The sequence below is a fragment of the Caballeronia sp. LZ043 genome (genome assembly GCF_031451075.1).
In the GTDB taxonomy this organism is placed as follows: Bacteria; Pseudomonadota; Gammaproteobacteria; order Burkholderiales; family Burkholderiaceae; genus Caballeronia.
In genome coordinates, this window is record NZ_JARUXT010000003.1 from 478,316 (window position 1) to 499,369 (window position 21,054).

General features: G+C 64.9%; 16 protein-coding genes. 7 read left to right on the forward strand and 9 right to left on the reverse strand.

Features of this window, described 5'->3' with window-relative positions:
- Positions 1-140 precede the first annotated feature (140 nt).
- The 3 genes from QCE64_RS22355 to QCE64_RS22365 are packed head-to-tail and all read left to right on the forward strand — an operon-like array spanning position 141 to position 7,138.
- Positions 141-3,587 (forward strand): transglutaminase family protein, encoded by a 3,447-nt coding sequence (locus QCE64_RS22355; RefSeq protein WP_309933350.1) that lies wholly within the window; start codon positions 141-143, stop codon positions 3,585-3,587.
- Between the two features lie 36 nt (positions 3,588-3,623).
- Positions 3,624-6,245 carry a circularly permuted type 2 ATP-grasp protein gene (locus QCE64_RS22360; RefSeq protein WP_310006304.1) on the forward strand — a complete coding sequence of 874 codons (2,622 nt, stop codon included), beginning with the start codon at positions 3,624-3,626 and terminating at the stop codon, positions 6,243-6,245.
- The gene (locus QCE64_RS22365; RefSeq protein WP_309923663.1) at positions 6,242-7,138 is read left to right on the forward strand and encodes a transglutaminase family protein; all 897 of its coding nucleotides are present in this window, start codon (positions 6,242-6,244) and stop codon (positions 7,136-7,138) included. Before QCE64_RS22360 ends, QCE64_RS22365 begins: the two co-directional genes overlap by 4 nt.
- A gap of 12 nt (positions 7,139-7,150) precedes the next feature.
- On the opposite strand, the gene QCE64_RS22370 is transcribed toward QCE64_RS22365, so the two are convergent.
- Positions 7,151-8,005, reverse strand: a complete 855-nt coding sequence (locus QCE64_RS22370; RefSeq protein ID WP_310006306.1) for an oxidoreductase — start codon at positions 8,003-8,005, stop codon at positions 7,151-7,153.
- A gap of 233 nt (positions 8,006-8,238) precedes the next feature.
- On the opposite strand from QCE64_RS22370, the gene QCE64_RS22375 reads away from it, so the two are divergent.
- Positions 8,239-9,216 carry an aldo/keto reductase gene (locus tag QCE64_RS22375; RefSeq protein ID WP_309923667.1) on the forward strand — a complete coding sequence of 326 codons (978 nt, stop codon included), beginning with the start codon at positions 8,239-8,241 and terminating at the stop codon, positions 9,214-9,216.
- 30 nt (positions 9,217-9,246) lie between these two features.
- Here QCE64_RS22375 and QCE64_RS22380 read toward each other — a convergent pair whose 3' ends face one another.
- The 3 genes from QCE64_RS22380 to QCE64_RS22390 all read right to left on the reverse strand — a co-directional run bounded on the left by QCE64_RS22380 (position 9,247) and on the right by QCE64_RS22390 (position 13,245).
- A complete protein-coding gene (locus QCE64_RS22380; protein ID WP_310006308.1) occupies positions 9,247-10,803 on the reverse strand; it encodes a phospholipase D family protein in 1,557 nt (518 codons plus the stop codon).
- A complete protein-coding gene (locus tag QCE64_RS22385; protein WP_310006310.1) occupies positions 10,800-12,170 on the reverse strand; it encodes a TAXI family TRAP transporter solute-binding subunit in 1,371 nt (456 codons plus the stop codon). Before QCE64_RS22385 ends, QCE64_RS22380 begins: the two co-directional genes overlap by 4 nt.
- Before the next feature lie 169 nt (positions 12,171-12,339).
- Positions 12,340-13,245, reverse strand: coding sequence for a hypothetical protein (locus tag QCE64_RS22390; RefSeq protein ID WP_310006312.1), 906 nt, complete (start codon positions 13,243-13,245; stop codon positions 12,340-12,342).
- Between the two features lie 273 nt (positions 13,246-13,518).
- Between QCE64_RS22390 and QCE64_RS22395 the strand changes: the two genes are divergently transcribed.
- Positions 13,519-14,472 (forward strand): D-2-hydroxyacid dehydrogenase family protein, encoded by a 954-nt coding sequence (locus tag QCE64_RS22395; RefSeq protein WP_309933355.1) that lies wholly within the window; start codon positions 13,519-13,521, stop codon positions 14,470-14,472.
- A 9-nt stretch (positions 14,473-14,481) separates the two neighbouring features.
- Here QCE64_RS22395 and QCE64_RS22400 read toward each other — a convergent pair whose 3' ends face one another.
- Entirely contained in the window at positions 14,482-14,904 is a 423-nt protein-coding gene (locus tag QCE64_RS22400; RefSeq protein WP_310006314.1) for a hypothetical protein, read from the reverse strand.
- A 163-nt stretch (positions 14,905-15,067) separates the two neighbouring features.
- On the opposite strand from QCE64_RS22400, the gene QCE64_RS22405 reads away from it, so the two are divergent.
- Positions 15,068-16,216 (forward strand): peptidyl-alpha-hydroxyglycine alpha-amidating lyase family protein, encoded by a 1,149-nt coding sequence (locus tag QCE64_RS22405; RefSeq protein ID WP_309923679.1) that lies wholly within the window; start codon positions 15,068-15,070, stop codon positions 16,214-16,216.
- Here the strand turns inward: QCE64_RS22405 and QCE64_RS22410 are convergent, their stop codons facing one another.
- Positions 16,217-18,157, reverse strand: coding sequence for an MFS transporter (locus tag QCE64_RS22410; RefSeq protein WP_309923681.1), 1,941 nt, complete (start codon positions 18,155-18,157; stop codon positions 16,217-16,219).
- A gap of 301 nt (positions 18,158-18,458) precedes the next feature.
- On the reverse strand, positions 18,459-19,382 hold the full coding sequence (locus tag QCE64_RS22415) for an AlkA N-terminal domain-containing protein (RefSeq protein WP_309933357.1): 924 nt from the start codon (positions 19,380-19,382) through the stop codon (positions 18,459-18,461).
- A 192-nt stretch (positions 19,383-19,574) separates the two neighbouring features.
- Between QCE64_RS22415 and QCE64_RS22420 the strand changes: the two genes are divergently transcribed.
- On the forward strand, positions 19,575-19,751 hold the full coding sequence (locus QCE64_RS22420; RefSeq protein ID WP_310006316.1) for a hypothetical protein: 177 nt from the start codon (positions 19,575-19,577) through the stop codon (positions 19,749-19,751).
- A gap of 27 nt (positions 19,752-19,778) precedes the next feature.
- On the opposite strand, the gene QCE64_RS22425 is transcribed toward QCE64_RS22420, so the two are convergent.
- A complete protein-coding gene (locus QCE64_RS22425) occupies positions 19,779-20,141 on the reverse strand; it encodes a hypothetical protein (protein WP_309933359.1) in 363 nt (120 codons plus the stop codon).
- 104 nt (positions 20,142-20,245) lie between these two features.
- Complete coding sequence (locus tag QCE64_RS22430; RefSeq protein ID WP_310006318.1) at positions 20,246-20,986, reverse strand: GntR family transcriptional regulator; 741 nt, start codon at positions 20,984-20,986, stop codon at positions 20,246-20,248.
- Positions 20,987-21,054 lie beyond the last annotated feature (68 nt).

Below are 21,054 nucleotides of genomic sequence, written 5' to 3' on the forward strand. Positions count from 1 at the left end.
ATGGAGATTGCGGGCGCTGGCGGCGGAGCTTTGCGCAAGCTTCGTGCCGCGCGGGCGAGAAGGCTTCCACGACTAGCACGAGCGCGCGGGCCGTCTTTTTCGGTGCGCGGCGTCATTCGATTTGAACAGAGGAGTGCGGTGTGTCCATTCGTGTCGCGTTGAACCATGTCACGCATTATCGTTACGACCGGCTCGTCGGTCTCTCGCCACAAGTCGTGCGTCTGCGGCCGGCTCCGCATTGCCGTACGCCGGTCGTGTCGTATTCGATGCGCGTGGAACCCGAAGAACATTTCATCAACTGGCAGCAGGACGCGTTCGCCAATTATCAGGCGCGGCTCGTGTTTCCCGAGAAAACGCGCGAGTTCAAGGTGACGGTCGATCTCGTCGCCGAGATGGCCGTCTACAATCCGTTCGACTTTTTTCTGGAACCGGCTGCGGAAAAATTTCCGTTCGCTTATGCGCCGGAATTGCTGCACGACCTCGCGCCATACATGGTCAAGCGCGAGCCGACGCCGCGATTTGCGACTTTCGTCGAAAGTATCGATCGCACGCCGCAGCCGACCGTGGATTTCCTCGTTGCACTGAACCAGCGGCTGGCGAATGAAATCCGCTATCTGATCCGCATGGAGCCCGGCGTGCAGACGCCGGAGGAAACGCTCGAAACGGCGGCGGGATCGTGTCGCGATTCCGGCTGGCTGCTGGTTGAGGCGCTGCGGCATCTCGGGCTGGCTGCGCGTTTCGTGTCGGGCTACCTGCTGCAACTGGCGCCGGACACGAAATCGCTCGATGGTCCGAGCGGCACGGAAGTCGACTTCACCGATCTCCATGCCTGGTGCGAGGTGTACTTGCCGGGCGCGGGCTGGATCGGCTTCGATCCGACCTCGGGCCTGCTGGCGGGAGAGGGCCATATTCCCGTCGCCTGCACGCCCGAGCCCGACAGCGCCGCGCCCGTCTCCGGCGCGGTGGACAAGAGCGAAGTGGCGTTCGATCACACGATGTCCATCGCACGCGTGCTGGAAACGCCGCGCGTGACCAAGCCGTACAGCGAAGAAGACTGGCAGGCCGTGCTGCGCATGGGCGAGCAGGTGGACGTCAAGCTGGACGAAGGCGATGTGCGCCTGACGATGGGCGGCGAGCCGACCTATGTGTCGGTGCGCGACCGCGATGCACCGGAATGGAACACCGATGCGCTGGGTCCGACGAAGCGCGCCTACGCGGTGTCGCTGATGGACAAGTTGCGCGCGCAGTACGGTGCGCGCGGCTTTTTGCATATCGGGCAAGGCAAGTGGTACCCGGGCGAACAGCTTCCGCGCTGGGCGCTTTCCCTGTTCTGGCGCGCGGACGGCGAGCCCTGCTGGCACGATCCAGCGTTGTTCGCGGACGAGCGTCAGCCGGCGTCTTTTACCTCCGACGATGCCGGGCGTTTTATCCGGCATCTTGCATGCAAGCTTTCGCTGGATGCGAAATACGTTCAGCCCGCCTACGAGGACACGTGGTACTACCTGTGGCGCGAGCGCCGGCTGCCGGTGAACGTCGATCCGTTCGACTCGCGTCTCGATGACGAACTCGAACGCGCGCGCCTGCGCCGGGTCTTCGACGCCGGTCTGCCTTCCGTGACCGGCTATGTGCTGCCCATTTCCCGCGACGAAGGCCCCGCGTTGCAGCCCGGCGTGTGGACCAGCGGTCCGTGGTTTTTCCGCGATGAGCGCATGTATCTGATCCCCGGCGATTCGCCGATGGGCTACCGCTTGCCGCTGGAGTCGCTGCCTTGGGTTTCGCAGGCCGACTATCCGTGGCAGCACCAGCACGACCCTTTCGCTCCGCCCGTGCCGCTGCGTACGGCAACGGAATTACGCATGCAATATGCCGATCTGGATGTTGCATCAGGCATGCAAAATACCGGCTCGGCGGACGCGGTCGCTCGGGGCGAAAGCGGTGCTTCGACCAGCGGCGCGAGTGCAGGCCTTCCCCGGCGCGGTCAATCCGCCGCCGACACCCTCCGCACGGCGCTCTGCGTGGAAGCACGCGATCCGGCGCGCGCCGCCGGACCCAAAGCGGAAGCCGAGGCGTTCGAGAAACTCGGCAACGGCAACAAGCTGATCCACGTGTTCATGCCGCCGCTGACCGCGCTCGATGACTACCTGGACCTGCTGGCCGCCGTCGAATCGACCGCCGCCGATCTCGCCATGCCGGTGATCGTCGAGGGCTATCCGCCGCCGCGTGATCCGCGTCTGAAGATGCTGCAGGTCACGCCGGACCCGGGCGTGATCGAAGTGAACATTCATCCGGCGGCAAACTGGACAGAACTCGTCGAGCACACCGAGTTCCTGTACGCGGCTGCCCACGAGACCTACCTGAGCCCGGAGAAGTTCATGCTCGACGGCCGCCACACCGGCACTGGCGGCGGCAATCACTTCGTGCTCGGCGGGGCCACGCCCGGGGACAGCCCGTTCCTGCGGCGTCCTGATGTGCTCGCCAGCCTCATCGCGTACTGGCTCAATCATCCTTCGCTGTCGATGCTGTTCTCGGGTCTCTTCATCGGGCCGACCAGCCAGGCGCCGCGCGTGGACCAGGCGCGCAACGACCAGGTCTTCGAACTCGAGCTGGCGTTCGCCGAATTGCAGCATCAGTTGGACCGGCTCGGCGGGCGCGACAGTGCGGCGGTGCCGCCGTGGCTCATCGACCGCATCCTGCGCAATATCCTGATCGACGTGACGGGCAACACGCATCGCGCGGAATTCTGCATCGACAAGCTGTATTCGCCGGAGGGCGCCACCGGCAGGCTCGGGCTGCTCGAACTGCGCGGCTTCGAAATGCCGCCGCATGCGCGCATGAGTCTGGTGCAGCAACTGTTGCTGCGCGCGCTGGTGGCGCGCTTCTGGGACACGCCCTACACGACGCGCCTGACGCGCTGGGGCACCGAGCTGCATGACCGCTTCATGCTCAGCACCTTCGTGCAAATGGATTTCGACGACGTGCTCGCCGAATTGCGCGAGGCCGGCTTCGCCTTCGAGCGCAGCTGGTTCGAACCGCATTTTGAATTCCGTTTCCCGCTGGTGGGTTCATACGACACCAACGGCATCGCGCTGACCATCCGCAACGCGCTCGAACCGTGGCACGTGATGGGCGAAGAGGGTTCCGCCGGCGGCACGGTGCGTTACGTGGATTCGTCCGTCGAGCGGCTGGAGGTGCGCGCGCTGGGGTTGAACGGCAACCGGCACGTCGTGACCGTGAACGGCGCAACGCTGCCGTTGCAGCCGACCGGACGCGTCGGCGATTACGTCGCGGGCGTGCGGTTTCGGGCGTGGTCGCAGGCGGCGTCGCTGCATCCGACCATCGGCGTGCATGCGCCGCTCACCTTCGATATCGTCGACACCTGGACGGGGCGCGCCATAGGCGGGTGCCAGTACCATGTCGCGCATCCCGGCGGACGCAACTACCAGACTTTCCCGGTGAACGCCTATGAAGCAGAAAGCCGCCGCCGCGCCCGCTTCTTCGCGACCGGACACACGCCCGGCACGATGTCCGTCGAAGCGCGCGAACGCAGCCTTGAATTTCCGTTCACGCTCGACCTGCGTTATCGTTGAAATGCATTCATCATTCAAAAGATAAGCGGGAAGACTTTGGCCTATCAATCGACCTTGCCCTTCGACATCGCCGCCGCCCGCGCCGATGCGCTCGCACTGCTGCGCACGTTGCCGGGGCGGCCGGGGCACTGGGACGAGTTGCGCGCTGCCTCGGGCGCCTTGCGCGAGCCGTGGCGGCAGTTCTTCGATCTGCTGGGCGAGCAGGGCATTGCGCGCCTCGACGACGGCGTCGCCGCAGTGGCCCAGCAAGTGCGCGACAACGACATCACCTACAACGTCTATGCCGACAACGGCAAGCCGCGTGCGTGGTCGCTCGACCTGTTGCCGCTCATCATCGACGAGGCGGAGTGGGCGGGCATCGAGCGAGGCGTCGCGCAGCGCGCGCGGCTGATGGAAGCCATCGTCGCCGATGTCTATGGTCCGCAGACCTTGCTGCAGCGCGGTCTGCTGCCCGCTGCGCTCGTGTTCGGAAATCCGGGCTATCTGCGTTCGGTGAAGGGCTTCGTGCCGCCGCTCGGGCGCTTCCTGCAGATCGTCGCGGTCGATCTCGCGCGCGCGCCGTCGGGCGAGTGGACCGTGATCGCGCATCGCACCGAGGTGCCGTCGGGCCTGGGCTATGTGCTGGAAAACCGGCTGATCGTCGCGAGCCTGTTCGCCGATCCGTTCCGCGCGATGCGCGTGAGCCGGCTCGCGGCGTCGTATGCGCAGCTGATCGCGACCATCGCGCAGGCCGCGCGCGCCACGATGCGCGACGACGAAGGCGGCCGCAGCAGCGCGGACGACGTGCCGCACATTGCGCTGCTGAGTCCCGGCCCGTTCAGCGAAACCTATTTCGAACATGTGTTCCTGGCGCGCTATTTCGGCGTGACGCTCGTGGAAGGCAAGGACCTCACGGTGCGTCATGACAAGCTCTATCTGAAGACGCTGGCCGGCCTGTCGCGCGTGCATGCCGTACTGCGCCGTCTCGACGACGCCTTCTGCGACCCGGTCGAACTGCGCGCCGATTCGAGCATCGGCGTGCCCGGTCTGCTGCAGGTCATGCGCGCGGGCAACGTGATGGTGTCGAACGTGCCGGGCGCGGGCTTCACGGAATCGCCCGCATTGAACGCGTTCCTCCCGGGCATCGCGCGGGCCCTGCTCGGCGAGACGCTCGCACTGCCCACCGTGCCGACCTGGTGGTGCGGCGAGGAAGCGGCCCGTCGCGAGGCCTTCGAACGATTCGACAGCGCACTCATCGCCCCGACCTGGCCGGGTGCGCAGGCGGACCGGGCGCCGGGCATCGATGCGGGCGTGCAGGTGCTGGCGGACTGGCGCGAGCGCATCGAGCGCGCGCCGGATGTCTTCACCATTCAGGCGCATCAGCCGTTCTCGTGTGCGCCGCGCTTTCACGATGGCGCGCTGGGTTCGCGCCCCTGCGTGCTGCGCGCCTATGCGGTCGCCAATCCCGAGGGCGGCTGGAGCGTCGTGCCGGGCGGCTTCACGCGGCTGGCGGCCGACCATCGCGCGACGGTGTCGATGCAGTTCGGCGGCAGCAGCGTCGATACCTGGGTGATGTCGAGCCAGGCGGGCGGTTCGGTATCGCTGCGTCCCACGCCGATCCGGCCCGGCGATCTTCGCAAACATCGGACCGTGTCGAGCCGGGCGGCCGAGAATCTTTTCTGGGCCGGCCGTTACGGCGAACGTGCTGAAAACAATGTGCGCCTGTGCCGTCTGCTGCTCGGCATGCTCGAAGGAAGCGATGCCGAGGAACTGTTTCCGACGCTGGCCGAACTGGCCGCGCAAAGCGGCCTGATCCCGTCGGGCGATACGCTCGCGCGCGCCACGCCACAAGCATTCGAACGCGTGTTGATCGCGGGCTTGCCGGAGACGCGCATCGGCACCAGCATCGGCAGCAATCTCGCGGATCAGGCGCGCGTGGGCGGCGAGATTCGCGACCGGCTCTCGACCGATCACTGGCGCGTCATTCTCGCGTCGCGCAACGACTTTCGTGATGCGCTCGTGCGCCTCGATCTCGACGAGTCCCGCGCCGAAGGCATCCCGCGTCTCGGCCGCAGCTACGATCGCGTGTTGCTGATGAACGCGCTCGAACATCTCGCGACCCAGCTCTGCGCGATCAGCGGCGCACAGGGCGACCGCATGACGCGCGACGAAGCATGGCGCCTGCTGTTCATCGGCCGGCATATTGAACGCGTTTCGACGATGGCGACCATCCTGCGCGTGGTCGCCGAATGCGGCACGCTGGCTTCGCCCGCAGGCTTCGACCTGCTTCTGCAATTGTTCGACAGCACGCTGACCTATCGCTCGCTATATCCGGGAAGACTCGAAGTGCCGGCGTTGATCGATCTCATCGTCGTCGATCAGACGAACCCGCGCGGGCTATACGGCGTCCATGCGCGCTTGCGCGTGAAGCTCGAGGAAATCGCGGCGGCGGCAGGCGGCGCACGGCGCTTGCAAGCCACGCGCTTCGCCGATCTGCTCGCGCCTGCCGACGCCTTGCCGCCGCTCGCCACGCTGTGCAAAACGCGCGGAGCCGGCCGCCATGATGCGCTGGTTGGCTTGTGCGACAGGCTGGTTGCATCGATGAACGCCGCGTCCAACGAAGTGAGCGCGCGCTATTTCAGCCACGCGAACACGCCGGCCGCGCAGGTGTCGTCATGAACATCGGCATGCACGATACCGTGCTCGCGGTGACGCACCGCACGACCTATCGCTACTCGACGCCGGTGGAGATCGCGCAGCACCTGGCGACCATCCGGCCGTTGCACTGTCCGTGGCAACAGGTAATTTCGCATACAGAACGCATTGAACCAGTGCCATCGTATGTGCATAGCCGCGTCGATTCATTCGGCAACGACGTGCTGTACTTCTCGCTGGACGCGCCGCACGAGCGTCTTTCGATGACGAGCGAAACCACCGTGCGCCTGACGCCGCGCTGGACCGCACTGGATGCGGAGGCGACGCCGCCTTGGGAAACCGTCGCGGAACGGCTGCGCTATCACGCAGGCGAGGCGTTCCTCGCGCAGGGCGAGTTCTGTTATGCGTCACCCAATATCCCGCTGGCGCACGCGTTTCGCGAGTATGCGCAGGCGAGCTTTCCTGCGGGCAGGCCGCTCGTCGCGGGCGCAATCGATCTGATGCACCGTATCCACGCGGATTTTGAATACAAGCCTTCTTCCACGTCGGTCGATACGCCAGCTTCGCGCGCATTCGAATTGCGGCATGGCGTATGTCAGGACTTCTCGCAGGTGATGATCGGCTGCCTGCGCGCGCTGGGCTTGCCCGCGCGCTATGTGAGCGGCTACCTGCGCAACGATCCGCCGCCGGGACAGCCGCGCCTCATCGGCGCGGATGCCTCGCATGCGTGGGTGTCGGTGCATTGTCCGCAGAGCGGCTGGATCGACCTCGATCCGACCAATGACGTGCTGGCCGATCTGGATCATGTGACGCTCGCCACGGGCCGCGACTACAGCGACGTGTCGCTGTTGCGCGGCATGATACTGGGCGGTGGCGCGCATCACATGGATGTCGCGGTGAACGTGCTGGCCTTGTAACGGCCTCTTGCGTTACTCGCCTTCAGGAAAGTCCGCGCCCACGGAAACCGCTTCCCAGCTGTCGAAGTCCTTGCGCAAGGCGTCGATCTTCACGCGCGCATTCGTCACCGCGGCCTTGCCGAGCAGCAGGCGCAGTGGCGGGTCCTTGCTTTCCACGGCCTGGATGATCGCTTCGGCGGCGCGCACCGGGTCGCCCGGCTGCTTGCCGCTGTAGCCACGCATCGTATCGGTGCGCGCCTGCGCGGTGCCGGCGTAATCGGCGATCGTGCGCGGCGCCTCGTTCGCCGAGCGTCCCGCCCAATCCGTGCGGAACGGACCCGGCTCGACGATCAGCACCTTGATGCCGAGCGGCGCCAGCTCATGCGACATCGATTCCGACATGCCTTCCACCGCGAACTTCGTCGCGTGATAGAAGCTCACGCCGGGGAACGCGATGATGCCGCCAATCGACGAGACATTCACGATGGTGCCGTGCTTCTGCTTGCGCATCTGCGGCAACACCGCGCGCGTCATGTCGACCAGGCCCCAGACGTTGATGTCCACCATCTTGCGCACTTCGTTCAGGTCGCTCTCTTCGAACGAACCGAAGTAACCGATGCCCGCGTTGTTCACGAGCACGTCGATGCGCCCGAACTTGTCCGTCGCCGCTGTTACCGCGGCCTGCACCTGCTCGGGCACGGTGACGTCGAGTTGGAGCACGAGCGCGAGGTCGCCGTATTGTTCGGTGAATGCTTCGAGCGTCTTCGGATTGCGCGCGGTAACGACAGTCGGATAGCCGAGCGCGAGGGTCTTTGCGGCAAGATCGCGGCCGAAGCCGGTCGAGCAGCCGGTAATGAACCAGATGGGTTGAGCAGCGGGTGTCGTCATGGGAAGCCTCTTCAGTTCAGTCAAGGGAATGAAAGCGTTCGGCGGGATGATGCGACGCAGGGCATGTTAGCAGGGGCTGCGTATTCCAGCGCAAATGGTCCGGATGGTTCACGTGACTCTGAAACATGCCGGGCAGCGCGATTCGCTGCATTGTTATAAGGTGCGAAGTTTCGCAGCATGCGCAAGAGCATGCGCGCTCGCAGTTCCTTTCGCTTCGCAAGGAGATTTGCACGATGGATTACGTGAAACTGGGTACGACCGGCCTCGACGTCTCGCGGCTCTGTCTCGGCTGCATGACCTATGGCGTGCCGGAACGCGGCACGCATCCGTGGTCGCTCGACGAGGAGAAGAGCCGTCCGCTCATCAAGGAAGCGCTGGACGCAGGCATCAACTTCTTCGACACCGCCAATGTCTATTCCGACGGTACATCTGAGGAAATCGTGGGACGCGCACTGCGCGACTTCACGAAGCGGGACGACATCGTGATTGCGTCGAAGGTGTTCAACCGCATGCGGCCCGGCCCGAATGGCGCGGGCTTGTCGCGCAAGGCCATTTTCAACGAGATCGACAACAGTCTGCGGCGCCTGGGTACCGATTATCTCGACCTGTATCAGATCCATCGCTGGGACTATGCGACGCCGATCGAGGAAACCCTTGAAGCGCTGCACGATGTCGTGAAGGCGGGCAAGGTGCGCTATATCGGCGCGTCGTCGATGTATGCGTGGCAGTTCAGCAAGGCGCTCCATACCTCACGCGCGAACGGCTGGACCGAGTTCAGGACCATGCAGAATCACCTGAACCTGCTCTATCGCGAGGAAGAGCGCGAGATGCTTCCGCTGTGCAAGGACCAGGGCATCGGCGTCCTGCCGTGGAGCCCGCTCGCACGCGGCCGTCTCACGCGTGACTGGGACACGACCAGCGCGCGTCAGGAAACAGACACCTTCGGCAGCACGCTGTACAAGACCGACGAAGCCGATCGCGCCGTAGTCGAAGCCGTGGCGGCGCTGGCTCAGAAGCGCGGCGTGCCGCGCGCGCAGGTGGCGCTGGCATGGGTCGCGCAGAAGGCGCCGGTGAGCGCGCCGATCATCGGCGCCTCGAAGCCCGGTCATATCGGCGATGCGGTCGCGGCCTTGTCGCTGAATCTCACCGCGGAAGAGATCGCTGCGCTGGAAGCGCCGTATGTGCCGCACGCAGTGTCGGGATTCAAATGATCCATGCGCGTTGAAACGAGACCGCGCGGCTCATAGCTGCGATTCGATCGGCAGCAGCCCGAGCATCCAGATACCCGCGCGTTTCAGCTTGGACACATCGGGCTCCGTTTCAAGCACGGTTGTCGTGCCGTCGGCGGCAGTGTCGATCCAGACCATCCGTTGCTGCCCGGCGCCGTCGTCCTGCAACTCGACGCGCCAGGCCAGGCGGTCGATCTGCTTGCCGATGCCGTCCGCCACTTCCGTAGCGGCCTGCGCACTCTCGCAATACACGCCGATTTCCGTATTCAGCTGCACGGAGCGCGGATCGAGATTCATCGAGCCGATGAAGATGCGCGTCCGGTCGAACACATAGGTCTTCGCGTGGAGTGAAGCCTTGGACGAACCGAATGTGCTCTGCTTTTGCATTTTGTCTTCATTATTCGATGTGACGGGCTTGAGTTCATAAAGCGTCACGCCGGCTTCGAGCATGTCGCGGCGATAGCGCTGATAGCCCGCATGCACCGCCGCCACATCCGTGGCCGCGAGCGAATTGGTGAGCACAGTGACGTGCACGCCGCGCGCGGTCATCGAACGCAGCCATTGCACGCCTTCGCTGCGCGGCACGAAATACGGCGACACGATCAGCACGTCCTTGCCAGGCTCGAAGTCCAGCGCCTTGAATTGCGACATCAGATGCCCTTCGCTGTCGCCGGGCGCGCGGGTGATCTTCGCGGGATCGTCATAGAGCAGCGTGGCCTTGCCCCAAGAGAAGGCTTCATCGTGTGCCTGAAGCACGTCGGCCATGCGCTGCCGGACTTGCGCGACATAAGGCGAATGACGTTCCGCCAGCAGATAGGCATCCAGTTTGTCGCGATAGCTCCGCAGCGCGTCGGGATCGGCGGGACGGCCCACGAGATGTTCGATGGGATAGGCCGCCGCCGAATTCCAGTAGAGATCGAATGCCTTCGACACGTCACGCACCACGGGTCCATGCACCAGCACATCGAGATCGCCGAACGACACCGTGCTGGATGCGCCGAAGTATTCATCGCCGATATTGCGGCCGCCGAGAATGGCCGCCTGGTTGTCGGCGATGAGCGCCTTGTTGTGCATGCGGCGATTCACGCGGAAGAATTCCATCGCTGAGCCGAGCTTCTTGAAGGTGCGGTTCGCCACCGGATTGAAGAGCCGCACCTGGATGTTCGGATGCGACGCGAGCGCGAGCAGGAAGCGGTCGTCGGCATTGGTGCCGAGGTCGTCGAGCAGGAGACGCACGCGCACGCCGCGATCCGCTGCCCGCATGATCGATGCCGCCATTTCGCGGCCGGTCAGGTCGTCGTGCCAGATGTAGTACTGCAGGTCGAGCGAACGTTCGGCGCGCTCGCTCAGGATCACACGGGCAATAAGCGCGTCCATGCCGTTGGGAAGCAGATGGAAGGCGTTGTCGCCCGGATGCGCTTGTTCGCTCGTCGAGAACGCCCGGCCCAGGGACGTGCCGGCGGTGTCGGTGAAGGCTTGCGTCTGCATGCGTCCCGCCTGCGGCGGCAGGCTGGCGCAAGCGCCCAGCAATAGCAGCGCCAGCGCAGCCAGCCATGCGCGCAGGCTCATCGCGGGCTCTCCGCCGCGCGATCATGCAGCGGCGCCGTACCGGCACGCCGCCTGCCTTCGCTGAGACGCGCGCGCACGAAGCCGATGTGTTCGCGCAGTACGTAGAGTGCATCGACATGGGCGAGCGGCATCTTGAGCGTGTTGAGCGACTCCTCGATGTAGTCGAGTTCGACGAGCAGCGTACGCCTTTCGTTTTCGTCGACGAGCTTCATCGCGCCGCGTTCCACCGCGATCAGCGCGCCGTAATAACGATAGATGCGCGAACGCACGCGCCAGCGATAGAGCCAGGGCACGATGCGCAGCGCCGGAAGGATCAGCACCGCGACCGGCAGCAGCAGCACGAGCGCGCGGTCCGCGACGTTCGCAAGCCAGAACGGCAGCGTGCGATACAGGAAGCTCTTGCCCGAGCGGTAGTAGCGGCTGGCATCCTCGCTGATCGGAAACTCGTGCGCGACGGCGCGTGGAAACTGCCCGGCGGGTTGCAGCAAGCTTGCCGTGCCGTGGACCTCCTGCGCGGCTTCGATGAGCAGATCGGACAGCGCGGGATGCAGGCTCGGCCGCGCGACCAGTTCGAGCATCGGGCTCACCAGATGCACGGTCTCGGGCGGAATGAGGCGGCCCAGGTCGAGTATGCCCGGCGGCAGTTCGATGTCGTCCAGATACGGGAAGAGGCGCGTATAGGCGCGCGCTTCCGTGAAGTTCATCACGGAGACGCCGGGCACGCGCAACAGTCGCAGCATGAGGTCGCGCGTGGCGGAGTCGCCGGAGAGCAGCACGGCGTCCGCTTCGTTGCTGACCAGTTGCGTGGCGGCCTCGAGGCCGTCAGTCGGGAGCAACTGCGTGCCGGCGCCCGGATAGATGCCGTTTGCTGCGAGCAGCTTGAGCGACAGCGTGCGCGTGCCGCTGCCTTCACGGCCGATGGCAATCCGCTTGCCCTCCAGTTGCGACAGCAGGCTTAGCCCCTTGCCGCGATAGAACACCACCAGCGGCACATACGACACGCTGCCGAGCGAGACCAGCTTCGACGCCTGTTCCTTCGTCGCGATGCCGCCTTGCACGAGCGCGAGATCGACATGCTGTTGCGGATCGAGCAGGCGGTCGAGGTTCTGCACGGAGCCGTCCGAAGGCAGTACGTTCAGCGTGATGCCGTTGCGCGCGAGGATGCCCGCGTATTGCTTCGAGATGACGTAGAACGAGCTGTCGGGCTGGCCCGCGCTCATGGTGATGGTGCGGGGCGGCGCGGGATCGACGAGCCAGTAGACCAGCGCGGAGATGATTGCAATGACCAGCACGACGGGGCCCGCGGTCCAGATGACGTCGTGCAGGACCCCTTTCACGTGATCGTCGGGCAGATGAGGGCGCTTCATGCGATGTCTCGTCATGAGCGCGTGCTCGTGGTTGCCTGGGCGTCGGGGAAGACATCGGGCATGGCGTGCCTCTGCCGGAAGCGGCGTTGATCCGCAGTGTAACGCCTCGTGCCGGCAAAGCGACAGGGCCGGCGCAAGGGCGTTCGAACCATGGGTTCGCGGCTGCCGGTCATGCCCAGTGCGCAGGCACCCACACCGCGCCGGCATAGTGGCCCGGAATCCAGATGGCACGGCGCGGCGCGACATAGATGACCTTGACCGGCGGCGGGGGCGGGGCTACAACCACCGTCTTGACCGGCGGTGGCGTCGTCACGACGACTGCGCGGGGCGGCGGGGGAGGCGTCGTCACGACCACGGTCGCCGGCGGCGGAGGCGGCGGCACGATCAAGGGCGCGGCAACCACGGCAGCCGACCCCGTGACGACAGCCGCGCTCGTCGTGGTGACCGTGCCGCCGCCCGATACCGTCGTGACATGCGCGCCGTTCGTAGCGGTCGCGCTGCCCGACGTGACCACGACGCCCGGCGCCACGCTCGTCGCGCTGCCCGCATGCGTGACGGTGCCGCCGCTGGCCGTATTGACCGTTCCGGAGCGGTTGCAGGCATAGCCCGCGCATTGGGTCGATGCCGTATGTGTCGACGTGTTGCCGTTCGGACCCGTCACCGAGCCCGACGAGTTGTATTGGCCCGGCGCGGTGCGCGTGACGGTATCGGTGCCGGTCGCGGTCTTGCCATTCGGGCCGGTCGCGCTGCCGGTGTGCGTGCAGCTGCCGCCGGCGCAGCTCGTGTCGCCGGCATGCTGGACGGAGCGGCCGTTCGGGCCGTATGCAGTGCCCGTGTTGCTGAACTGTCCCGGCGCGGTGCGTGTCACCGTGCCTGAGTTGGTGGCCGTGCGGCCCCAGGGATTTTCGACGCCGCCCGCATGCGAGCAGCTGCCGCCGCCGCAGGAACCGACATGCGCGCCCTGATACTCGCCGCGCCCGGTATAGGCGGTTCCGCCGCGTGCCCAGCCCGCGAAAGCGGAGCCGCTGCACAGCGCGAGCGCTGCGGCGGTGGCGGCAACGAGCAGGGTATGCATGCCGCGCTTCTGAAGACTTCTGTTTGATGCGAAAGTCGAACGGGTATTCACGGGATGTTCCTCTCGGTTGCCTGAGCCACGTTGTGCTTCGTGTGGCGACGGAACGGACTATAGAGGCAGCCTCGTCGAAAGTCCCGCGATGACTTGTTTCACGCGATGTCATCGGTCGCAGCGGCCCGCCGCAAGGCGTCCCGACACGATTTCGCGGCTTGCGTCACACTAGCGGCTGCCGCGGATCCGCGCATTCGTCACAACAAAATCGAAGGCTTCATCATGTCCAGTTCTTCACGCATCAAGGTCGCGGTGCTCGACGATTATCAGAACCTCGCCCGGTCGATGGCCGACTGGTCCGCGCTCGAACCGCGCGCCGACATCACCGTCTTCAACGATCACATTGCCGAACGCGAGGCGCTGCTCGAACGACTGCAACCGTTCGATGTGATCTGCGCCATGCGCGAACGCACGCCGTTCCCGCGCGACATCATCGAGCATCTGCCTAACCTCAAGCTGATCGCATCCACCGGCTCGGCCAACGCATCGATCGATCTGGAAGCCGCGGCGAAACGCGGCGTTGAAGTGCGGCATACGGGCTATTCGTCCACGCCGACGATCGAGTTCACCTGGGCGCTGATCCTCGCCATGGTGCGCGACATTTCCGGCGAGAACCGCTCGCTGAAAGAGGGCGGGTGGCAGATCGGTCTCGGCACCGAGCTTGCCGGCAAGACGCTCGGGCTGCTCGGGCTAGGACGTGTAGGGTCCGCGGTCGGCGTGATCGGCCGCGCGTTTCGCATGAACGTGATCGCGTGGAGCCAGAATCTCACCGCCGAACGCGCGGCGGAGAAGGGTATCGAACGCGTCGACAAGGACACGCTCTTCAAGACCTCGGACGTGCTCTCGGTTCATGTGCGCCTGAGCGAACGGACGCACCATCTCGTCGGCGCGGCGGAGCTCGGTCAGATGAAGCCGACCAGCCGGATCGTCAATACATCGCGTGGGCCGATCATCGACAATGCGGCGCTGATCGATGCGCTGAAGTCGAAGCGTCTGGCGGGCGCGGCCATCGACGTGTACGACCAGGAGCCGCTCGCCGCAGACGATCCGCTGCGCTCGCTGCCCAACCTGCTCGCGACGCCGCATATCGGTTATGTGTCGGAGGAGCTGTATCGCACGTTCTATGGCGATACGGTGCGCAATATCGTCGAATGGCTCGATGCCCGCAAGGACTGAATGCCACGCCTATTGGCCCTGTGAAGGCGGTTGCGGATTGTTCGCGGGATTCGTGTCGTACTTGCGGATCTCCGTGATCGCCTCGCTTGCTAGCGCGTGGAGATCCGCTTCCAGTGCATCGGCCAGGGCCTGCTCATAGACCTCGTCGCCGTTCACGTAGAAGGTGAACGCTTCGAGGTACTTCGCCTTCTTCGCGGGATTTTCGATGGTGTCGCGCGTCCATCGATACAACGGATAGCCATCGACGCCATCCCGCTCCGCCTGCGCCACATAGTCCGCGAAGGCGTCGTACTGGCAGATCAACGTCGCGTGATGTTTCGCGAGCTGGGCGCCGAGCGGCGCAAGCTTGCCGTCGAACCGATCCTGACGCGCCATCGCGGCGCATTCAGGCGTGAGCCTGATACGAACCTGAAACAGCAAGCTTGAGTTCATGACGTCCTTTCAGTATTGAAAGCAATGGAAGCGCTCGCGTGCGCGCGCTGCAACTCTTGCACTACACTCCCGAAGCATCGCGAAGCACGCCAGCCCACGCCAGCCATCACCGTCTCTTCATTGCAGTTCTTCATTGCAGGCGACGAACAGGAGGAGGGTAACAATGAGTCTTCGGCATTCGATGTACTGCCCATGTTGCGATACTCATCCGGCTGGCGCAAGCCGCCGCCGTTTTCTTGCGCTGGCGGGTCAGGGCGCCGCGGCGCTCGCGCTGTTCCCGCATCTCGCGTACGCCGATAACGACGTGCCGTCGATTCCCTACGACTCCGTGCCCGATCCCGTGCGCTTGCCGCGCGACATGTACTTCGGCGAATGCTCGGGCGTCGCGGTCAATTCGGCGGGTCATGTGTTCGTGCTGTCGCGCGGCAACAGCACCGGGCCGGCCTATGGCGCGGCGGCCGCGCAATTGCTGGAGTTCGACCGCAATGGACGCTTCGTGCGCGAGATCGGTCATCGTCTCTATGCGTGGTCGTTCGCGCACACCGTGAAGGTGGACCGGCAGGACAACGTCTGGGTCACGGACAAGGGCTCGGACATGATCATCAAGTTCACGCCGGAAGGGCGTGTGGCGATGGTCTTCGGCCGCAAGCAGGAAGCCGCGGATGAAGAGACCGCGCCGCTCAAGCATCCGAACCCGCCCTTGCCTTCGGAGCCGGGACGCTTCCGCCAGGTCACGGACGTCGCATGGGATACCTCGGGCAACACCTACATCAGCGATGGCTACATCAATTCGCGCGTGGCGAAAGTGGATCGCGACGGCAACTGGCTCAAGTCATGGGGCGACCGCGGCACGGGACCGGGGCAGTTTCATACGCCGCACAGCATTGCCGTCGATGCGAACAACATGGTCTATGTCGCGGACCGCAGCAATCGCCGCATCCAGGTCTTCGACGGCGAAGGCAACTTCCAGCGGCAGTTCACCATCGACGTGCCGGTGCCGCCGGATGCGCGTCCGGCCATCGGCAACATGCCCGATGAGGCGGCGCTTGCAGCAGGCACCTTCGCGCCGGGATCGCCTTGGGCCATCTGCATCTCGCCGGGTCCGAATCAGGTGCTCTATTCCGCCGATGCGTTCCCCGGCCGCATCTACAAGCTGTCGCTCGACGGCAAGCTGCTCGGCGTGCTCGGCCGCTCCGGCAAGCAGCTCAAGCAGTTCGGCTGGATTCACGAGATGGCATGTCCTGCCGAGAACACGTTGTTCGTTGCCGAGTTGCTCAACTGGCGCGTGCAGAAGCTGGTGCTGCATGCGTGATCATGGACCGCTGCGTCGCCTGGAGCCCATCGACATGATGGGCCTGGGCTGTGCGTCGCGCCGTTCTTCGCGCCATGCCCGCAGCGTGTCGAGGGCCACCGAGTTGCGCACGTAGCGATGCCAGACGAAGGCGAGATCGAAGATCAGGATGGCGAGCCACCACGCATAGAGGAAGAACAGGCCGCCGAGCACGACGGGCCACAGTGGCTTGCCCGCCAGATCGCCCCATAGCCTCACGCCGACGATGAGCACCATCATCAGCGTGCCCAGCGCGACGAGCATGCGCCGTCCCCAATGCGGTTTGCGCGGCGCTATCCAGCCGCTGAGCGCGCAGACCAGTCCGGCCAGCACGAAGACCGCTTTGCCGACGAGTGGATCCGCGACATCGCGATGCAGGATGTCAGCGAACGGGCTTGCAAGGAACGCGGCGACGCCGCTCACCAGCACGAACCAGAAGAGGAGCGCGCCGGCCGCGAATGCGGCGAGGGCGACGATGCGCCATCGCAGCCATGCGCCCGTGCGATGCGTGCCGCGTGCCTTCACGAGCCGTGGGATGCGCGCGGCGATCGTGGTGCCCATCAGCAGGCAGGCGAGGGCGAATACCGAGCGTGTGAGATAAATGAACTCGGGCGCCGTGCTGGCGGAACCCGCGCCCGAATCCGATGATGCCGTGACGGCCTTGTAGATGAAGAACACCGCCAGAAGATGCAGGGCGAAGCTGAGCAGATAGGGAATCGCCGTGCTGACGAAGCCGCGTGCGCGCCTGTCTCCCGGAGGAGTTGCTGTCTTCTCGCCGAGCACGACGTTGTCGATGAAGTGGCCGAAGACTTCGGAGTCGGTCCAGTAATCGGTATGCGCCTTGCCGGGCAGCCAATAGCGCGAGAAGCCGATGTCGTCGGCGTGTTCGTCGAACTCGAATGCGCGGCAGCCGCGGTGATCCAGGAACGCGCGCGCCGTGTCGAGCGCGAAGCCGACGGGATCTCCGTAATCGTAATAGTTGCGCCACTTGATCGGCGCCGGCAGCGTGAGCGCTCCGCCCGGACGGTCGACCTGCGTGACCGTATCGCCCTGTACTTCGCTTCTCAGCTGCATGCCTTCCCATAGCTTGGGCCAGAGCAGGATGTGCTTGTCGATGGGCGAACCGATGGTCATGAAGCCGCGCAGGCTCTGCACCCAGTCGGTGCTGATGACCTGCTTGCCGTCCTTCGGGTCCGCCACGGTGGGCATGGACAGCGCCTGCAGGATGCCGAGAAAGCTGATGACGGTGCCTTCGCTGTGCGCGACGACATAGACCTCGGGCGCGCATTGGCAACGCTCGGTGGCGAGCGCAACGAGTCGTTCCATCACGCGATGAAAACGGAAGACGATGGTGTCGCGATGCTGCTTGAAATCCGCGACGAGCTGCACGTCGCCGACGTAGTCGCGCAGCATCGGCGCGAGATCGAACTTGAAGATGCCTGCTTTCTCCGCGACGGCAAGCAGGCTCTGCATGACTGCGACGGTCTCGACGATCTCTTCCACCACGCCCGCGGCCAGCGAGAAGTCGGCAGGCTCGAGCTTGCGTTCTTCGACGTTGAGCATGTAGGCCGCCTGCGCGCGGCTGACGATGGAAAGGCCCCAGGCCTTGCTCTCCTCGAGCGTGTCGTCCTGCTTGACCACTTCGCGCGGGATGTCGGCCCAATAGACCTCGGCGAAGCCCAGCGCCGAGTAGAAGTCGCGCTGCGCCGGCGTGTAGGGGCTGGTCGCCGGAAGATCGAGCTGGCGCACGTCCACTTCGCCGACTCCGGCGATATCGAAGTAGCCGAGGGGCATGACGGGCAGCGGCGGATCGTAGCGCGCACCGAACTGGCTGGCGACCGAGCGCACCGTGTCGCTGTGCAACTGGTTGCCGATGCCGTGAATCGCGACCACGATCTTCTGCACGCGTGGTGCGATGGGCATTTCAGCCGCAGATTCAGTAGGGGGTGAGCCAGACCATGCGTTCCCAGAGCCGGCTTGTGCGTCGAGGGATGAGGCGTTCATGTGCGTCTCCCGATGGCGTTGCGTCAGCGCTTCTTGGTGTCCCTGCGTGGTATGGCATGAATGGGCCGGTCTGGTGGGTCGCCCGCATGCCCGGCCGCGTTCGCGATGCTCGAAGGAGATTAGTTCATTTTCAATGACAAGGGGACGACTTTGGGCGTGGGGCATTCGCGGGCTGACGCGGCGCCTTGGCATTTTGCGTGCGTAATGCTGCATGCAAGATTCAACCGCCGCGCGACTGTCCCGTGGCGATCGCCACGCCGTTCCACAGATGCATTGCCGCGTAGGCGCGCCATGGCCGCCAGCGTTCCGTGCGAGCGCGTTGCTGCGCGGGTTTGACGAGCGACGGATCCCGTCTGGCGATGGCCTGCATGAGCACGAGGTCGGCGTCGGGCCAGGCATCGGGATCACGCAACGCGCGCATCGCGACATAGCCGACCGTCCAGGGTCCGATGCCGGGCATCGCGAGAAGATCGCGCTGCAGTTGGGCGGTATCGGCGCCGGGTGTGTCGAGCGGCAGCGCGCCGGAAGCAACGGCCTGGGCGAAGTGCTGCACGGCCTGGACGCGCTTCGTCGGCATGCCGATCTTGTCGAGATCCGCTGCGGCGAGTTCGGCCGGCGTCGGAAAGCGCCACGCGGTACCCTCGTGCGGGTGCCCTTCGATAGGCCTGCCCGCACGCTGGACGATGCGATTCATGATGGTCGAAGCGCCTTTCACGCTCACCTGCTGTCCGACGATGGTGCGCACCACCAATTCGAAGCCCGACCATGCGCCCGGCACGCGCAGGCCCGGCGCGGCTTCGACGAGCGGCGCCAGGATCGGATCGGCGGACAGGCAGCGAGCGATCTCGCGCGGGTCGGCGTGCAGGTCGAACATGCGGGATAGCGGCGTCGCGAGTTCCTGCGCATGGCGCGCCGCGGCGCCTTCCACTGTCACGACCAGACGATGTTTGCGTGCATGCGGCCGGACTTCGATCGTACCGTCGTCGCCGCGCCATTCGATCGCCCGCCGATAGACGCCGTCATCGACCGATTCCACCCCCGCCGACGCCCGCCCGCCGATGAAGCCCAACATGCGGGTCCAGTCGAACGGACGCCTGAAGGGCAGTTCGAGCGAGGCGCTCGGTGCGTCAATGGTTGAATGCATTCTGAATGCAGGATGCCGGATGGTCGAATGAACGCCGATCTTAACCCCTTCGGCCAGGCTGACCGGGCTGCACGGGAAGCGGATGAAGCAGCGGCGCACTCATTCCCTGCTAAGTCTCGGCGATGACAATGCTTCTCACAGGCAGCACAACCCGCAGCCCGATCCAGCCAACGCAAGATAAAGGAGCTTGTCATGAACGCCTTCTCGATCAGCATCGCCGCCATCCTCTTGACCGCCGCCCTTGCCGCCCTTGCCGCCGTAGCGCCCGTCTCGCACTATGCGCAGCACGAAATCGCCGCGCTGCGCGCGCACGAAGCCAACACCCGCGCCCTGGTGCAGCCGGGTGCGGGAAGCGGTCTTCAGGCCTGAGAGGGCAGGTGATATAGCGAAGGTGCGTTACGGGCGGCGCGCAAGCTGCAGGGTTTGCGCGTTCACGAGCTGTTTGAACTCCGCATCCTGGGACAGCAGCTGGCGCGCACTCATGATCAGTTGCGGGCGGCGGTCCCACTGATCGGAACGCACGATGCAGCGCGACAGGACATCGGTATAGATGGGACGCATCCCTTCCCGGTCATGGCCGGCGGTGAGATGGGCGAGGCGGAATTTCTCGTCGCGCGTGAGACTGCGGCTGAGGCAGTCGACAGTCTGCCGGTCCATTGCGGCTTGCGCCGCTTCGAAATCCGGCGATCGGTAGGTAGCGAAAGCTGTGACGGCAAGCACCGCGCCGAGCGCAATGCACGCAGCTCGAAATCTGGTCAAGTTGATCCCCGATGGAAGGCTCTGACGGCCAATCGGGTCGTATCCTACCTTACATCTGACGTTATGGTGCGGACGCTACATTACTTCGTGTGGTCTGACGCGCGTTAGTCTCCAGCCGACTTTCTTTTCCTTGCCGCCGGCGCCTTCACTGTCGTCAGCGTGCGTTCGGCCAGCACCGCGTCGCGCTTGGAAAGCAGGTGCCGGCGCAGGATCTCGCCCATGCGCTTGCTGTCGCGCGTCTCGAGCGCCTCGATCATGTCTTCATGATCGTGAATGGCGCTGTCCCACTTGGGCGTCTGGAAATTCGAGCGAAAGCGCAGCGCCATCAGGCGACGGTTGATCGATACGTAGGTCTGGCGCAAGGCCGTATTGCGCGCGGCTTCGTTGATCCTGTCGTGGATGGCCTGATTGCGGCTGTAATAGCCGGAGAGGTTGTTCTGCGCGCGGCAGGCGAGCATTGCATAGTGCAGCGCCTTGATTTCCGCGATTTCGAGCGGCGTGATGCGCTCGCACGCCAGTTCGCCTGAAAACGCCTCGAGCCCGCTCATCAATTCGAACATCTCGCGAATTTCCAGCTCGCTCATTTGCGATACCGACGCGCCGCGATTCGGCGAGATATCGATAAGGCCTTCGGCCGCCAGCACCTTGAGCGCCTCGCGCAAGGGGGTGCGCGAAATCCCCAGCGTCTCGCAAAGCTTGCGTTCATTGAGCTTGACGCCAGGCGCGAGCAAGCCTTCGACGATGAAGCCGCGCAAGTGATCGACAACGGTGTCGTGCAGGCGCAGACGCTCGACCCTGGGCAGCGACTGGGCGAGATGGGATGACGGTAAATCGGGATTTTGCATTCAATACCTCGAGTTTCTTTTGCGGCAATTTTAACCCAGCCCTAACGGAAAAAACCGCCAGCGGGTTA

Coding starts and splice junctions, on each gene's coding strand:
- QCE64_RS22365 (WP_309923663.1), top strand. CDS start 6,242: ATGAACATCGGCATGCACGATACCGTGCTCGCGGTGACGCACCGCACG.
- QCE64_RS22370 (WP_310006306.1), bottom strand. CDS start 8,005: ATGACGACACCCGCTGCTCAACCCATCTGGTTCATTACCGGCTGCTCG.
- QCE64_RS22375 (WP_309923667.1), top strand. CDS start 8,239: ATGGATTACGTGAAACTGGGTACGACCGGCCTCGACGTCTCGCGGCTC.
- QCE64_RS22380 (WP_310006308.1), bottom strand. CDS start 10,803: ATGAGCCTGCGCGCATGGCTGGCTGCGCTGGCGCTGCTATTGCTGGGC.
- QCE64_RS22385 (WP_310006310.1), bottom strand. CDS start 12,170: ATGAAGCGCCCTCATCTGCCCGACGATCACGTGAAAGGGGTCCTGCAC.
- QCE64_RS22390 (WP_310006312.1), bottom strand. CDS start 13,245: ATGCATACCCTGCTCGTTGCCGCCACCGCCGCAGCGCTCGCGCTGTGC.
- QCE64_RS22395 (WP_309933355.1), top strand. CDS start 13,519: ATGTCCAGTTCTTCACGCATCAAGGTCGCGGTGCTCGACGATTATCAG.
- QCE64_RS22400 (WP_310006314.1), bottom strand. CDS start 14,904: ATGAACTCAAGCTTGCTGTTTCAGGTTCGTATCAGGCTCACGCCTGAA.
- QCE64_RS22405 (WP_309923679.1), top strand. CDS start 15,068: ATGAGTCTTCGGCATTCGATGTACTGCCCATGTTGCGATACTCATCCG.
- QCE64_RS22410 (WP_309923681.1), bottom strand. CDS start 18,157: ATGCCCATCGCACCACGCGTGCAGAAGATCGTGGTCGCGATTCACGGC.
- QCE64_RS22415 (WP_309933357.1), bottom strand. CDS start 19,382: ATGCATTCAACCATTGACGCACCGAGCGCCTCGCTCGAACTGCCCTTC.
- QCE64_RS22420 (WP_310006316.1), top strand. CDS start 19,575: ATGAACGCCTTCTCGATCAGCATCGCCGCCATCCTCTTGACCGCCGCC.
- QCE64_RS22430 (WP_310006318.1), bottom strand. CDS start 20,986: ATGCAAAATCCCGATTTACCGTCATCCCATCTCGCCCAGTCGCTGCCC.